This window comes from Desulfomonilia bacterium (assembly GCA_036567785.1).
Taxonomy (GTDB): Bacteria; Desulfobacterota; Desulfomonilia; order UBA1062; family UBA1062; genus DATCTV01.
In genome coordinates, this window is the sequence record DATCTV010000013.1 from 21,701 (window position 1) to 36,506 (window position 14,806).

General features: G+C 46.2%; 14 protein-coding genes and 1 pseudogene. 8 read left to right on the top strand and 7 right to left on the bottom strand.

Going from position 1 to position 14,806, the window contains the following annotated elements; genetic code table 11:
- Nucleotides 1–26 precede the first annotated feature (26 nt).
- A complete protein-coding gene (locus tag VIS94_03425) occupies nt 27–701 on the bottom strand; it encodes an START domain-containing protein (protein ID HEY9160121.1) in 675 nt (224 codons plus the stop codon).
- 151 nt (nt 702–852) lie between these two features.
- On the opposite strand from VIS94_03425, the gene VIS94_03430 reads away from it, so the two are divergent.
- Nucleotides 853–2,355 (top strand): hypothetical protein, encoded by a 1,503-nt coding sequence (locus VIS94_03430; GenBank protein HEY9160122.1) that lies wholly within the window; start codon nt 853–855, stop codon nt 2,353–2,355.
- Nucleotides 2,356–2,367: 12 nt separating this feature from the next.
- Nucleotides 2,368–3,486 (top strand): hypothetical protein, encoded by a 1,119-nt coding sequence (locus tag VIS94_03435; protein HEY9160123.1) that lies wholly within the window; start codon nt 2,368–2,370, stop codon nt 3,484–3,486.
- An 8-nt stretch (nt 3,487–3,494) separates the two neighbouring features.
- Here VIS94_03435 and VIS94_03440 read toward each other — a convergent pair whose 3' ends face one another.
- Nucleotides 3,495–4,913: a tagaturonate reductase gene (locus tag VIS94_03440; GenBank protein HEY9160124.1), complete on the bottom strand. Its 1,419-nt coding sequence runs from the start codon at nt 4,911–4,913 to the stop codon at nt 3,495–3,497.
- Nucleotides 4,914–5,015: 102 nt separating this feature from the next.
- On the opposite strand from VIS94_03440, the gene VIS94_03445 reads away from it, so the two are divergent.
- From VIS94_03445 to VIS94_03460, 4 genes are all read left to right on the top strand, one after another.
- A complete protein-coding gene (locus VIS94_03445; GenBank protein HEY9160125.1) occupies nt 5,016–5,819 on the top strand; it encodes a methyltransferase domain-containing protein in 804 nt (267 codons plus the stop codon).
- Nucleotides 5,820–6,430: 611 nt separating this feature from the next.
- Entirely contained in the window at nt 6,431–6,604 is a 174-nt protein-coding gene (locus VIS94_03450) for a hypothetical protein (GenBank protein ID HEY9160126.1), read from the top strand.
- A 322-nt stretch (nt 6,605–6,926) separates the two neighbouring features.
- Nucleotides 6,927–7,133: an AbrB/MazE/SpoVT family DNA-binding domain-containing protein gene (locus VIS94_03455; protein HEY9160127.1), complete on the top strand. Its 207-nt coding sequence runs from the start codon at nt 6,927–6,929 to the stop codon at nt 7,131–7,133.
- Nucleotides 7,130–7,504: a type II toxin-antitoxin system VapC family toxin gene (locus VIS94_03460; GenBank protein HEY9160128.1), complete on the top strand. Its 375-nt coding sequence runs from the start codon at nt 7,130–7,132 to the stop codon at nt 7,502–7,504. The genes VIS94_03455 and VIS94_03460 overlap by 4 nt, the downstream gene beginning before the upstream one ends.
- 162 nt (nt 7,505–7,666) lie before the next feature.
- Here the strand turns inward: VIS94_03460 and VIS94_03465 are convergent, their stop codons facing one another.
- From VIS94_03465 to VIS94_03480, 4 genes are read right to left on the bottom strand one after another with little or no spacing between them, the layout of a single operon-like run.
- On the bottom strand, nt 7,667–8,128 hold the full coding sequence (locus VIS94_03465) for a GNAT family N-acetyltransferase (GenBank protein ID HEY9160129.1): 462 nt from the start codon (nt 8,126–8,128) through the stop codon (nt 7,667–7,669).
- 10 nt (nt 8,129–8,138) lie between these two features.
- Nucleotides 8,139–8,885, bottom strand: a complete 747-nt coding sequence (locus VIS94_03470) for a TenA family protein (GenBank protein HEY9160130.1) — start codon at nt 8,883–8,885, stop codon at nt 8,139–8,141.
- 14 nt (nt 8,886–8,899) lie between these two features.
- Entirely contained in the window at nt 8,900–9,823 is a 924-nt protein-coding gene (locus tag VIS94_03475) for an alpha/beta hydrolase (protein HEY9160131.1), read from the bottom strand.
- Nucleotides 9,824–9,835: 12 nt separating this feature from the next.
- A complete protein-coding gene (locus tag VIS94_03480; GenBank protein ID HEY9160132.1) occupies nt 9,836–10,627 on the bottom strand; it encodes a PhoPQ-activated protein PqaA family protein in 792 nt (263 codons plus the stop codon).
- A gap of 373 nt (nt 10,628–11,000) precedes the next feature.
- Between VIS94_03480 and VIS94_03485 the strand changes: the two genes are divergently transcribed.
- The gene (locus VIS94_03485) at nt 11,001–13,898 is read left to right on the top strand and encodes a response regulator (GenBank protein HEY9160133.1); all 2,898 of its coding nucleotides are present in this window, start codon (nt 11,001–11,003) and stop codon (nt 13,896–13,898) included.
- Nucleotides 13,899–13,936: 38 nt separating this feature from the next.
- Here VIS94_03485 and VIS94_03490 read toward each other — a convergent pair whose 3' ends face one another.
- On the bottom strand, nt 13,937–14,131 hold the full coding sequence (locus VIS94_03490; GenBank protein ID HEY9160134.1) for a hypothetical protein: 195 nt from the start codon (nt 14,129–14,131) through the stop codon (nt 13,937–13,939).
- A gap of 203 nt (nt 14,132–14,334) precedes the next feature.
- Here VIS94_03490 and tnpA point away from each other — a divergent pair.
- Nucleotides 14,335–14,722: pseudogene (tnpA, locus tag VIS94_03495) on the top strand (IS200/IS605 family transposase).
- Nucleotides 14,723–14,806 lie beyond the last annotated feature (84 nt).

Below are 14,806 nucleotides of genomic sequence, written 5' to 3' on the forward strand. Positions count from 1 at the left end.
AAACTCTTTCCTGTCCTTATGCGCTATCAGGCAGGGGTCGATGTGATGATACTGGCGTTCCGGTATTTCGGCCTGTTTGCCATTTTCTGAATACCCTCGATCATGTCCGCGCCGAGCGATTTTGTAAACAGATTGACGACAAAGGCCGGAATGCTGCCTCCGGGGTCCGCCATTGCCTGGCAGATGACAAGGGTGAGGTCATTGCCTCTGGGAATAAGTGTATACTGGGACACCACCCTTTCCATCCTGACTACATTAGCCTGGAACCTGTAATCGCTGTCTATGCTTTCAGACCTGCAGTAGATACTCCCCGACGCCTTGTCTATCGTCCAGACGCTCTTCACCACGCAGTCCCTGTCGTTCATGAAAGCGGGCATTCTGGTCCTGTTGTATATATAATGGACATCGGCCGTATTCTTAAGCCCCGGAATATCCGCATATGAGGTTTCCGCGCATCCATAGACATATTGAGGGCGGGCCGAGACATCTCTTAAAAGGGCCTCGATTGAGGCAATCGGGGCATTCACCATACCTGCCGAATATATTTCATAGACGCCGCTTGCGGATTGCCTGCTGTAGCTTACGATACCTTTTGATTCGCCTGTTTTGGACCACTGGCCGTTCAGAGCGAAAAGAGGAAGGCATTGCAGAAGAACAAGGGGCGTAATTAAAAGCATAAAACCGTAAATTCTAGTTTTCATATTATCCTCATCGCAGATTTCATTAATAATTTTTTCGGCATGAAACCCGATTACTTTAGGCGTTGGAATAATAAAAGATGACGCCTTAAGGGAACAACTGATACAGCCGATAATTATATAAAGAGCTTAAATCTAAGTAATTGGCGGGGGTATGGGTGTCATGTTCAAGGCATTTTCAAGAACAGGCTTTTTCGCTGGTATAAGCGGATATTTTATGGGCAGGACGCCTCAGGCTCAAGGAAACCAACTGATGGGGGGCTCGCATATGTATATGCAGAATCATGGGAAGATATATTTCTTTGCTGTTGTGCTAATATTCATTTGTCAGATATTCACGGGATGCAGTTCTTCGAGCAGCAATGATACGCCAGGAATTAACCTCACTAATGACGCCGATCACGACGGCCTTCCTGATGAGCTTGAATCCTCGGTCGGCGATATTCTCTCAATGACGGACGGAAGTGTTAATGCCGACAAGGCGGATATGATGATCGATGCCTATGAGAAATTTGGTGACAGGCTTCCATACTCCAGGAAAGTCAGAGCGATTCAGCAAGAGATAGCCGACCTTTATGCCTCATATGAGGCATTGCCTGTTGATGAAAAAACAGAAGAAGCGTTTTTACGTCTGAAGGAGCAGCTCGAAATAAAATTTCAGGAGCTTTCTGAAGATAAGACATATGCTGTCATCCAGGATTACATGGAAGAAATTCTCAAGAGTGCTTCCGGGGATCCTGCAACGGAAGCCTGGGCGGGAAATGAGAAATGGGACAGCCTGAGGCGCGGCGACGTAATGCTCATAAAGAGCCCGGACCTGGACTGGCATCAGCGGTTCTATGTCTGGAAATATTCACATGCCGGAGTCTATAACGGCAACAATCTGGTCTATGAAGCAATCGGTGAGGGTGTAGCCTTGAGACCCCTCTCCAAATGGAAAAAAGAGGGCGTCTATGTCGGTCTTGGACGCAGCAACGTAAAAAGTGAATCGGAAGTCTGTGCGAAACTTGACGAACTATACGGTACTTTCGGTGACGGTAACACAACCGCCTACAATTACATTATCCCCATGAAAACAAGCTGCGTGAATATGCTCAAATTCAAGGACGCACCCAGATACAGGGAAAATGCGCTGTACTGCTCGCAGCTTGTATGGTGGCTGCATAACTATCTTCTGGGGTATGACATAGACAGCAATGACGAAAGGTATTACATGGCCCTCATCGCACAGGTCCCGCTTGCAAGATATCTGGTCAATGTCCTGCTGATACCTGGTGTTCTGCCGGATGAGATTGCTCTTTCGCAATATATCGACATGTATGCAGTAGGTCCCAATATAACAGCCGTCGTTAAACCTTCGGCTATCACATGCTCATCACCCGAACCTCTGGAATCAGGAAGGAAGATCACTTTCACGGCAAAAGGTGCATCTTCACCGGACGGCAGGGAAATCGAATACAACTTCAAGGTGGAAACCTGTTCAGACGGCAGCTGGAGTATAATGAGCAATAATTGGCAGACCGGGTCTTCCTTATATTTAATACTTCCTGAAGGACAGGGTATAGAGAACGTATCAATAAGCGTTCGGGTCAGGGAAAAGGATGTACAGGGAAGCGAATCCGGCTGGTACAGCCACTCTTACAACGTAGAGGAATAGCAGCCGGAACCGATGAAAGGATTTTACAGAAAGGGGGCCGGCGGAGTAATTGAGTTTTTATTCCTGTCGGTACTGCTTGTTTCTATGCCTGTCGACGTTACTCATGCCGCAGGCAGATCACTGGATAAGGCTTATCTTTATATCCTCTCTTCCGGAAAGAACGGGGCGTCCGGGGTCAATACTCTATCAATTGTTGATGCAGATTCAAAAAAGTCAAAAGAATTGTTCCGCCTGGAAAAGGGCAATGTCGGAACCCTCAGCCTGGACCCCTATGGCCGTTTCTGGGCGGGCTACTCTTCACCTGACGGCCGCAGGGAAAACCGTGTGCAGGTATTCAAACCTGACGGGTCGTTTTCAAAAATAATCAAAACAGCAGGCAATCCTGAAGCGGGGTTTGTGTTTTCCAGAGGAAGGGTGTTTATAGCATGCACACAAAACGGTTTTTCCGGAGCTATAGATGTTTTTGATCAGACTACCCTGAAGAGGATCAAAACCATAAAACTTTCATCTAAAATAAAGGACAGCCCCTATTATCTGAGCGCAATAGCCGGTGACGAAAGGCGTATAATCGTAGCAGGCATGACATCCGGCCCTGATAAAAATCTTAATTACTGCATTATCAAGGTCATCAACCCTGCAAACCTCTTGATAATCAATCAGACAGACGCCCTTGCCGGTGTGGATATATGGTGCATTATCCCTCACAGAGGAAAGTTTATTATGTTGAACTCGGCCCCTGCAGGAAAATCCGATAAAAATGTATCAAATATGCTGGTTATGGGAGAGCACGGCAAGATAGATGGAACATCCTTTGTTCAGTCTCCACTTCTTGGTGTGATTAAAGACAATACGCTTTATGCCTACCACAACCCTGCATTCAACTCCATTTCCACTAACCCTTCAAGGATGTTAAGCGCCTATAATCTAAGGACCGGGAAATATCTTTCATGGAAACTGCCGGACAGATGGAACTGTTCCGGCATTGCGGCGGTTGAAGACAGGTTACTGCTGTTGAATTCCGAAGCGCCTGACAAAAAAGCCAGGGGGATTTATGCATTCAGTCTTAAGGATAATAAACTTTCTCTTATGATGAACATCCCCGCTGCAAAAAGAATGCTTTTTGAAAAATAGTTCCCGATTCAGTTCATGAAATCGGAAAGAGCCTGAGCCATGCCATTTTCGACTATCTCTTTCATGAAAACCGCCACCATTACAGAAAACTGTGGAATATCATTAAGGTCAGCACCCCAGAAGTCTTTCCTTGAGAGGATATTCCGTGTAATCTTTCCTGTATCGGTTGAATCCTGCCAGAGCGTTTTCATTGTTTCGATAACTTCCGGATTGTCGTTCAAGGGGATTGTACCGTTTTCCCTGATGCCCCTGTAGAAGACTAGCAGCGCGGCGAATGAAAAGGCAATCCGCTCAGGGATCATGCCTGTCAGATGGTGATAGTCGATAACCGTCGGCAGAAGTCTGGCCCGCCATTTTGGAAAAGAGTTCAGCATGATGCTTGAAAACCTGTGCACGATGAAAGGATTCATGAACCTGTTCAATACCTCATCGGCAAACTCTTTAGCACCCGGCGCCTTGACTGCGGGGACTATCTCATTGAAAACTGTTTCTTTGACAAAACGGTTTATGAGCGGATTTTCAAGCGCCTCCCTGACGGTGTCGATGCCCATGAGGTATGACACGGGCAGCATGGCCGTGTGCGTGCCGTTTAATATCCTCACCTTGCGCTCACGGTAGGGTCTTATGTCGTCGGTGAATATGACATTGAGGCCTGCCTTTTCAGCAGGGAATTCCGTTCTGACTTCTTCAGGTGCCTCAATCACCCAGAGATGAAAAAACTCGCCTTCGACCAGCAGTTCATCCCTGTAGCCAAGTTCTGCAAATATGCTTTCAGCTTTTTCCTTGGGAAATCCCGCCACTATTCTGTCAACGAGAGTCCCGCAGAATATGCATTTTCTGCCCAGCCATGCATCAAAACCGTCCTTGAGACCCCATAAGGTTGCATAATTGAGGACGGCTTTTTTTAGCTCGTTTCCATTATCTTCGATAAGTTCGCATGGAATGATTATGAAACCATTGTCAGGAAGATTCCTGAACCTTCTATACAAGAGTCTGGCGAGCCTTCCGGGAAAGGTAAGGGGTTTCTCATACGGGTCTGTTTTATCAAAAGAAATCCCAGCCTCTGTCGTGTTCGATATGATGAAGCGCAGATCGGGATTATCCGCCAGCGCCAGAAATGCATCGAAATCATCCGGTATCGAAAGTGCCCTTGTCACGCAGCTTACCAGGTCATGACTGGTTTCTGGTTTGCCGTCAACAATACCGGTGAGCCTTACTGTAAAGAGGCCATCCTGTTTTTTGAATGTCTCGGCGGTTTTACCCGATGTGGATTGGCAGACGACAACGCCCGTATCAAATCCGGCGCATTTATTCATTTTATCTATAATCCAGTCTGCAAAACCTCGCAAAAAAACGCCGGTACCGATCTGGATTATCCGTTCCACCATCGTTGCACTGTGGTTTATTGATCTGTTGAGCTGTTCCATAAGAATCCCCTTTCTGACATGTCGACTATTAAACCATTATGGTTGACATTTCCAGTCCATCGCCTGATATCATTTTTGTTGATTGGAAAAGGAGAATCACAGATGAGCGGCGAATACATACACGGATACGACGGAAAGGAAAACGAAAGACTAAACGATCAGGCGAATACACTGGTCGAATTGCTGCATTCAGATACCTTTTATCCTGCCGGGAGCAAGGTTCTGGAGGCAGGCTGCGGGGTAGGGGCGCAGACCGTGACACTGGCGCTGAAAAGCCCGGATGCGGTTTTCACATCAATCGATATTTCTCAGGCCTCTCTTGATGAGGCTGAAAAACGCTGCAATGCATTGGGATATAAAAATGTAACATTTAAACAGGCGGACATCTTCAACCTGGAGTTCAATCCCGAATCATTCGATCATGTATTTGTGTGTTTTGTTCTCGAACACCTGAAAAATCCTGTCGAGACCCTGACAATATTAAAAAGACTTATCCGGCCGGGTGGTACTATTACCGTCATCGAGGGAGACCACGGCTCGGCATACTTTTATCCGGACAGCGTTTATGCACACAAGGCGATTGCATGCCAGGTCGAACTCCAGAGACGCGCCGGAGGCAATGCAATGATAGGCCGGGAGCTGTACCCGCTGCTAGTTAAAGCGGGGTTTAAAGACATCTGTGTTTCACCAAGGATGGTCTATGTGGATTCGTCCAGCCCCGGTCTCGTTGAAGGATTCACGAAAAAGACCTTTACGGCCATGATAGAAGGCGTGCGCGAAAAGGCCGTCTCAGATGGGCTAATTAATGCGGCTGATTTCGACCGGGGAATAGCCGACCTCTACAGGACTTCGGAAAGCGACGGCGTCTTCTGCTATACATTTTTCAAGGCTTTTGCAGTAAAGTAAAAAACTCAATTCTTACTTCCTTATAATATGTATTGGCTGCAATCTGAGCTTTGGCTGAGATGCTTTTTCATTTGCTCTTCGACAGCTGCAGACAAAGCCGAATGAATAGTGTTTAAGACGGATCAGCCGTTTTGTTTCCTCCAATATGTAAGCTTGATCGTCAGCTCAGGTAGATTTCAATTCTGAAAAAACGCCTGACTCCAGGCCGATATAATGGAATAGGTAAAGTATTTGCTTGCCCGCAGGGCATAAAAGAAAATATTTTTTTTCTGCGCCAGTTTCTTTTCCAGAAGAAAGTTCTGAAACTCGGTAAGAATATCAATTTTGTTTGCATTGGACAATTTACTCATAATATCACCGTAGTGTTTTTAGTTCTTATTAAAGTAAAATACCCGCCGATTTAAGTTTGAACAGGTTGATATTATGGCATTATATCTCTTTTCATTTGCTGTTAATTGAAGTACAATTTTAGAAAATATTAACATGAACTAAGACCAAGTATAGAGCTTGATAAACAAGGTTTTATCAAAACAATAATAATCCATATTCATGTTTCGAGCGCTAAACCACATCAAGGGGCATGGGTGCCTCATTTTACTGAAAGAGGGAAAATGGCGCTTAAAACTCTTCTCCAAGATGGCGAAGAGGGCCACAGATTTGACGTGAGACTTGACTCATTTTTTGATGAGCACGGGAATAAAGTACTGACATTGTATGATTTAACATCTCAAGGTTATGGCAATGTAAATCAAGATACAAATAAAGCTTATGCAACATTTTTTTAAGCAATCTATTTATCATGGTTGAAGGCATTCTTGCTGAGATACGAGGGCTTGAATACGAAATTCCATTTGATTATTACACACGAGAGGTAAGAATTACTTACGATAGCGAACATAGATTTGTTATCAATGATGAAAATGGAAATGTCCTCACGTTTTTGACAGATAAAATGTTAAAAACGTTTTCTTTTAATTAAACAATAACAAACAAATCCAGCCGACGGCTTACAGCCGTGGCTGATACGCATGTTGAGCATCAATAGGATTGACTATACAACATCGATCATGTTATCGTAGCACAAATAAGATCGATGGAGGTTTTGGCATGCAAATGGTCACGGTGTCACCAAAATATCAAGTCGTTATACCTAAAACCGTCAGGGAGGCATTGAAGCTTCAACCAGGCCAAAAAATGCAAATAGTTGAATATGCCGGACGCATTGAGCTTATTCCGGAACGCGACATCAAAGAACTTCGCGGGTTTCTCAAGGGTATCAATACAGAATTCAAACGGGAGAAAGACAGAGTATGAATATTGTAGATTCTTCAGGCTGGCTCGCATACTTTGCCGATGAGCCTAATGCCAAGCATTTCCTGCCCCCACTGAGCGATTCGGATTTGCTTATTGTTCCAGTTGTGACGATATACGAAGTTTTTAAAGTAATTTTGAGGGAGTCCAGTGATAATGAAGCATTACAGGCAGTCATTGCCATGCAGAAAGGAAAGGTAGTGGATCTAAACGCATCATTGGCAATATCGGCTTCAAGGTTAAGTTTGGAAAATCAATTACCAATGGCTGACAGCATCATTCTCGCAACGGCGCAAGAATTCAAAGCAGTTATATGGACTCAAGATTCAGACTTTAAAAATATTCGCAATGTAAAATACTTTCCAAAAAAATAATGCTCAACAAGGTTAATATAGCCGATCGCTACGCTCCGGCTGATTTTTTCGTTATCATCTCCATAAAGGATCTTCATTTAAAGTCAGCTGAAAAATATAATTTGCCGCTGCTGATATGCACTGTTAGAGAATTTGTCAGATCAGATCCAGTTATCTTACAAATTACAATATGAGCCGCATGGGTATCATCGGAGATTTTTTGAAACTGGATTTTTCATAAAGCTTTTGTGCCGACTCATTGTTCTTGTCGGTTAAAACAGTGATCCTCAGGCATCCTTTCTCCCTTGCGCAGTCAATTGCCTTGTCAAGCAGCCTGGAGCCTAGACCGCGGCACCTGGCTCCCGGTTCGATGATCATATCTTCCAGAATGGCTGTCTTGCCACCAAGCGCGGTTGAGACAAGAAACAGCAGGCTGACACAGCCTGTTATGCAACCCGATTCCTCAATGACCAGGAAGAGGCCTTTGTGAGGGTCTGATACAATCTCTGAAACGCCTCTTTTCTGCATTTCATAATCCGGTTCAAACTCGACCTCCTGCTCGAAAAGAAGGGCAAGCAACCGGCAGATGTCTTCGATGTCGCCGGGATCCGCCTCACGTATTATAATATTTCTGTTTTCTTGCATGGCTCACTACTCATTGAATCCATTTTACGTCCCTGTATATCCCATCCCAGAACATGTATTCAAGATTCATCGAGGTCTTGAATGCCTGCCTCATTTTCAATCTGTTTTCATCAGTAGTGTTTTCCATGTAGCCGCCCAGAAGATCGGTGAAGGCCTTGGTTTCACTCGACTCCCATTTGACCGGCGTATATCCTTCGATCCATTTTGCATACTTGTTATCGGGCGAGGGTTTGGCCTTGCTCATGTCGCCGCCCAATCTGTAGTATACCCAGTCGCAGGGCAGCATTGCGGCCAGGCCGGTCTCGAAGGGTTCTAAACATGCAGTCTTTATCAGGTATGATACGTACAGCTCAGTCGAAGGAAGAGGTGAAACATTCGCCAGTTCGGTCTTTGAAATGTTGAATTGTTTGATATACACGTTGTGGACATTTCCGATCTCATCATCGATTGCCTTGATTGTAGAGACGATAAAGGCGGACGCCTTGTCGTCAGGGGCTTTCGAAAGAAGGATGGCGAATGCCTTCCTGTAATACTCGAGATAGATATAGTCCTGGATTATATAGTTCTTGAAAATATTCTCATCGAGCGTTCCCTTGATAAGTTCGCTGTTAAACGGCATATGCAGGATTTTCTGGTAAAGGTCCTCATTTTCCTTGAACATCTCATCCGTCAGACTTGTCGCATGGGAAGGGATGTTGTGGAACAAAATGATCAATAAAATTAAAAACACTGTTCTTGATCGGAAATTCCCGGTCATGAGATTCCTCCTGTTCATATGTGGTTTTTTATAAATCCTGCGATCTCATTGAGGGCGTCGCTTGCTTCGGGAAAGAGAGGCGCGCATACCGGATAGCAGTGAAAAAGCCCGTTGCCGATCCTGAGCGTCACATCGACTCCCGCTGCCGAAGCTTTATTCGCAAAATCGGCCGAGTCGCTCAGAAGCATTTCATTGCCTCCTGCGAAAAGAAGAAGACGGGGCAGCTCTGAAAGATCGCCGAACAATGGAGATATCAGAGGGTTCACAGGGTCGTTGCTGGCTGCATAATATCTGCTGAAGACGTTCAGGGCTTCTTTCCTGCAAAAGGCGTCAAGCTCGGCGTTGGTTTTCCGTGACTCAACGGAGTTTGTCAGGTCGGTCCATGCGGACAGTGTTATGCCTGCAGCCGGAAGGGAGATATCCTTGTCCTTCAGTGCCAACATTGTAGAGAAAACGAGATTGCCGCCTCCGGAATCGCCCATGAATATGATCCTGCCCGGTTCTATTCCCGTATCGAGAAGATATCCGTAGGCCTTCAGGCTGTCATTGAGCCCCTTAGGGAACGGGTTCTCGGGTGCAAGCGCATAATCGAAGACGAGCGCGGGTCGAGAGCTTGCCTTTACGAACTTGGCGACGATGCCGCGATAAGCGTTAACCGAACCCATTACGAGGCTGCCCCCGTGAAAGTACAGTATGGCGCAGTCCTTTCCGGCACCCGGCGGGATGATCCATTCCGCGTTCAGGCCGTCGATATCGACCTTTTCAGTGGTAAAGCCTTCGGGCAGCTTCCCGAAGAACGATGCGCCCCTTTCCACCTCTTCACGAAGCTTCTTTATTGATGTCTCATCAGTTACGACGGAAGTCCTTTTAAGCCTGAATTTTAAAAGGTACCTGTATTTCAGCATGAAGACGAAAATCCTGCTTCTGATACTTGGCATGTCGCTTTCCCCTTATTTGCTTCGCAAACGCATGTCGTCCAGTATCCGGTCGACGGCTGCCGGACACGCCCAGTGTATGATGTCTCCCTTGGCCCAGAATACGTCGAACTCGCCGCCTACCGACTTGAGCACATCCTGTATCGCAGGCTCGTAAAGGACATACCTGGGCTCATTGAAGCAGCATATGTCGAATTCATTGAGCACCTGAATCTGCGAGCGCTTGTACGAGCCCATTATGTAAAGGTCTTCATAGCTCGCTATGTGGTACATATCAGGCACTACCTGCTTCCAGTCGCCCCAGTTCTTCTTGTAGTGGTCAAAATGCATGGCCATCGGCACGCTGCCTGCAACCGGATAGCTGGCGGTTATGCGCGGATCAATGGCAGCGACTACGGTCGTTGTCCAGCCGCCTCCGGAAAGGCCAACCATGAATATGTTCTTATAGCCTTTTAATTGAGCGAGATTGACCGCTGCAATCACGGGTTCGATGAAATAGCGGACCGGCGATCCTGTGGTCATGTCATAGAGAAATATCATCTCCTCGTGCTGTGTTATGGGAACGCGGCCTATGCGGGGAAGGTCTAACCATACCGGCTCCTTGTTGTTTCCTATCAGTGGCATGTCCACCCTCCAGACGGTGTAGCCGTTGGCCAGGAAGCGCTGAATCGGGACCGCATCGGACATCGTATAGCCGTCATGACCGTCATGGTAGATGATGAGCGACCCGTTGGGAGAAATCGGACGGTAGGCCGTTATGTGAGACGTGAAGCCGTTCTGCTCGTACAGAGGCGATATCGGATTCATTGTTCACCCGGATGTCCGGCTTGTAGTTTACCGGCTCGGAGTATGTAGCATTCTCCGTCATGCCGCCGGCATATTTCAGATCCTGAGAAGCCGATGAATTGGTATTGCCGTTTTTGCATGCTATGATTGAAACGTCGATGAATGCCGTACATATAAGCCGGGAAAAGAATCTCCTCATAATATAAACCTCCCCGCACAGGTTATTGCCGGGCATAAAGTTACATCTGAAAGCCCGGCAAATGATGTCGTTAAGTATATTTGCGATGAGCGTTCATGTCAATTCGACATAATGATCAGATCATTAAGATTATCTCATGGAATACCGATTAATAAATAATAAAATCTCGATGAACATTATAATACAGCAGGAATTATGAATATGAAGTTTTTGAGGATTTTGGCGACTGTGCTGTTTGTGCTTTTGGCAGTATTATCAGCCTGCACAGGCAAAGAGTCTTCAAAAGCAGCACCTGTCGCCGTAAATGGTGTTCTGGATCTGCGGAACTGGAATATCGAAAAAGACGGGCCCGTAAAGCTTCAGGGACAATGGGATTTCTATTGGAAAGACTTTGTTTCTCCTGATGCATTCAGCGGCGTCAATGTTCCGGTCCCGACCGTTTATGCGAATGTTCCGGGATTCTGGAAAAACATCAGGATTGGCGGAAAGAATCTGCCTGTCGAAGGATTTGCGACCTACCACCTCAGGATATTGTTGAACAGGGCGGGCAGGGACCTTGTGATCAAGCACCACACCATACACACGGCGCATAGAATGTTTATAAACGGAATTCTGAAGGGACAAGACGGTAAACTGGCCGTCACTGCAGGGGACGAGATCCCCGACAATCTGCCGGATGTTGTGGATGCAGGCATTGATAAGAATGTCATGGACGTCGTGATTCATGTGTCGAATTTCAGTTCATTCAACTGCGGCCTGGGGGAAACCATCAAGATCGGGGTGAAAAAACAGATTCTCGATACATGGAGAAAGGCGCTCTATGTCGACGTATTCCTGAAGGGCAGCATTATCGTGATCGGATTATTCTATCTGATAATCTATCTCTTCAGGCGTCAGGACAGGGCCAATCTCCTTTTCGGGGTGTTCTGCCTGATGCTCGCCCTGATCATAGAAAGCATAGGGGAGAACTACTTTTACAGGCTCATGCTTCCCGGAGTGCCATACAAGGTGAGGCTTGTGCTGAACGATTGCTGCGTCTTCCTTGCAGTGGCGGTGTTCACCTCTTTCATACGCGAACTGTTTCCGCTTGAAACCCCGCGGATCTTCGTAAAGGCCGTTTGGATGGTATCGCTTCTGTTCTCGGCCGCAACCCTTGTTTTCCCCAGCATTATCTATGTCAGGTTGCTGATATACTACCAGTTTTTCATTATCATTCCGTGGGGAATAATATTGACCGGCATGATCATCATTGCCGTGATAAGAAAACGTGAAGCAGCAATTATCGTTCTTTCGGGATTCGCATTGCTCTTCTTATCCACTGCAGGAGATATTCTGAGTCTTAACGCCATCATAAGCAGCTTTTCCATACCATATATGCAGTTCGGCATTTTCTTTTTCATAATGTGCATGGCGAGCGCTCTTGCATTGAGAATGACAAGGGCTTTCAGGGCGCAGGAGATACTCTCGGAAAAGCTCACGGTGAAATCAAGGGAGCTGACTGAAAAAAATATAGAGCTGGACAATGATATTGCTATACGTATTCAGACCGAACGTGAATTGACGGACACGAGAAATTATCTGGACAACGTATTCAATTCTCTTTCCTCAATCCTTGCATCAGCCGATTCTTCAGGCAGGATTACGCAATGGAACACAAGGGCGGAAACATTCACCGGAATAAAAGAGGAGGATGCGAAGGGGCTTTATTTATGGGACTGCCTTACATTTCTGAAGGAATTCAGGGACGACATCATGAATGTGATCAATGAAAGGAATCCCAGGATGTTTGATAATATAAATAATGAAGAGACATCCGGAAGATATTTCAAGATCACGCTTTCTCCCTTGAAGTTTTCAGATTCCGGCGGTGTGGTCGTTTCAGCGGAGGACTGCACCGAATTGGTAATGAAGGAAAAACAGCTCAGACATGCGCAGAAGATGGAGACTATCGGGACCCTTGCCGGTGGGCTGGCGCACGATTTCAACAATGTCCTTGCAGGGATCATCGGCCCGATCTCGCTCATTCAGTACAAGATGGATGCGCACGGCGTGCCTGACAAGGAATTCATGGAGAAACAGCTGTCGGTTATGAGTGTATCGGCGAACCGTGCGGCGGACATGATCAAGCAGCTGCTGGCTGTTTCCAAGCGCAGGGAGATGGATTTCACGGCGATAGACCTGAATGACTCTATCAGAAATGTCCTTGCGATATGCGAAAACTCAATCGACAAAGCCATAAAGATAAAGGTTTCATATTCTTCCAAGGCTGTTGTGCTGGGAGATCAGACCCAGATAGAGCAGGTGCTCCTCAATCTCTGTGTGAATGCCGTTCATGCAATGACTATAATGAGACCGGATAATGATCCATATAAAGGCGAACTGAGTGTTTCAATTGAAAAGTTCAAGACGGACCCCGTTTTCTGTTTGAACCACCAGGAGGCCCTGTCCGGAGAATACTGGAGACTTTCAGTTCAGGATACCGGCGTGGGTATGACCGAAGATATCAAGGCGAAGATATTCGATCCGTTCTTTACCACCAAGGAGATCGATAAGGGAACGGGCCTGGGCCTTTCGATGGTCTACAGCATCGTAAAACAGCACAAGGGATTCATGTCCGTTTATTCCGAGCCGATGATAGGCTCACAGTTCAATATTTTCCTTCCCTCGATTGAAGATATGCTCATGCGTAATGAAAAGGTTTCAGACAAGCTGGTTCATCTTGACGGGAAAACGGTTCTCATAGTGGATGATGAAGCGTTCATAAGGGACAGCCTGAGGACGATGGCCGAAGAATTCGGCCTGAAGGCAATCGATGCACCGGACGGGGAAGAAGCTCTCCTGATTTTTGAAAAGGAAAAAGATTCGATAGATATAGTGATACTTGACATGATGATGCCTAAAAAGTCAGGCAGACAGACCATGAAAGAAATGATGGATATGAAGAAGGATGTCAGAATAATCATAAGTTCCGGCTTCAGCAGGGATGACAGGGTGGAGTCAATGATAAGCCTCGGCGCGAAAGCATTTATCCATAAGCCCTATACGATTGAAAAGTTGAACGAGGCCCTGAAAGAGGCGTTTCTCGTAAAATAGGCTAAGGTCTCAGCCCGGACTTTCATATTCTCCGTTTTTCAGGAAAGGGCTGCCAGAAACGCTGACAGAACGATTGTAGCATTTTCCGCTGCCAGACCGGAAAACCGCAAAAACTGCCTCTCGTTCGAAGGTGTTCCGGCCTGGTCTGACATGGCCCTTATAGCGATAAATGGGATATTGTTGACCCTTGCGACCTGGGCGACGGCAGCGCTTTCCATATCGACCGCATTCATCCTGAAATTATCCGAGAGATAATCGCTGTATGACAGATTGTCGATGAATGTAGTACCCGAACCTGCTTTTCCGCCTATAACTCAAAGACAGGTAAGCCACTGGTTTGACCAGTGAGACTTGAAAAGGTTTGACCTTGCAGGATTAAGTATAAATAAGCTTCCAGATAGGCTTGACGGCAGTCAAAGGCTATCTGGAGGCTTAAATGGAAACTTATAAAAGTTTAACACACTCGAGGTTTGATTGTAAGTATCACGTGGTTTTTGTACCAAAGAGCAGAAAGAAAACATTGTATGGAAAGATCAGGGAATATTTAAAAGGTGTGTTTCACGAACTGGCGAGGCAGAAAGGATGCGAAATTATTTCTGGGCACATAGCAATGGATCATGTGCATTATGATAACGCCGAAGCTGGCAGTATCAGAAGTAATAGGGTATTTAAAGGGCAAGAGCGCAATAGCAGTAGCGCGTCAGTTTGGAGATAAGCAAAGGAATTTCAACGGAGAGAATTTCTGGGCTCGAGGATACGCGGTATCAACAGTTGGTTTTGAATTGGAAAAGGTTAAGGAATACATTGCCGAAGATGGACAGTGAGAGGTAAGAGGGCAGATTCTAACGGCCGTCTTTGAGACGGCTCATAACCGTCAAGCCTCCCTCTCTGAGGGAGCGTTATGACTT

Bases quoted from the DNA above. Each gene is read 5' to 3' on its own strand.
- VIS94_03435 (HEY9160123.1), top strand. From the start codon at position 2,368: ATGAAAGGATTTTACAGAAAGGGGGCCGGCGGAGTAATTGAGTTTTTA.
- VIS94_03470 (HEY9160130.1), bottom strand. From the start codon at position 8,885: ATGACCGGGAATTTCCGATCAAGAACAGTGTTTTTAATTTTATTGATC.
- VIS94_03450 (HEY9160126.1), top strand. From the start codon at position 6,431: ATGGCGCTTAAAACTCTTCTCCAAGATGGCGAAGAGGGCCACAGATTT.
- VIS94_03425 (HEY9160121.1), bottom strand. From the start codon at position 701: ATGAAAACTAGAATTTACGGTTTTATGCTTTTAATTACGCCCCTTGTT.
- VIS94_03490 (HEY9160134.1), bottom strand. From the start codon at position 14,131: ATGAATGCGGTCGATATGGAAAGCGCTGCCGTCGCCCAGGTCGCAAGG.
- VIS94_03480 (HEY9160132.1), bottom strand. From the start codon at position 10,627: ATGAATCCGATATCGCCTCTGTACGAGCAGAACGGCTTCACGTCTCAC.
- VIS94_03465 (HEY9160129.1), bottom strand. From the start codon at position 8,128: ATGCAAGAAAACAGAAATATTATAATACGTGAGGCGGATCCCGGCGAC.
- VIS94_03445 (HEY9160125.1), top strand. From the start codon at position 5,016: ATGAGCGGCGAATACATACACGGATACGACGGAAAGGAAAACGAAAGA.
- VIS94_03455 (HEY9160127.1), top strand. From the start codon at position 6,927: ATGCAAATGGTCACGGTGTCACCAAAATATCAAGTCGTTATACCTAAA.
- VIS94_03430 (HEY9160122.1), top strand. From the start codon at position 853: ATGGGTGTCATGTTCAAGGCATTTTCAAGAACAGGCTTTTTCGCTGGT.
- VIS94_03460 (HEY9160128.1), top strand. From the start codon at position 7,130: ATGAATATTGTAGATTCTTCAGGCTGGCTCGCATACTTTGCCGATGAG.
- VIS94_03475 (HEY9160131.1), bottom strand. From the start codon at position 9,823: ATGCCAAGTATCAGAAGCAGGATTTTCGTCTTCATGCTGAAATACAGG.
- VIS94_03485 (HEY9160133.1), top strand. From the start codon at position 11,001: ATGAATATGAAGTTTTTGAGGATTTTGGCGACTGTGCTGTTTGTGCTT.
- VIS94_03440 (HEY9160124.1), bottom strand. From the start codon at position 4,913: ATGGAACAGCTCAACAGATCAATAAACCACAGTGCAACGATGGTGGAA.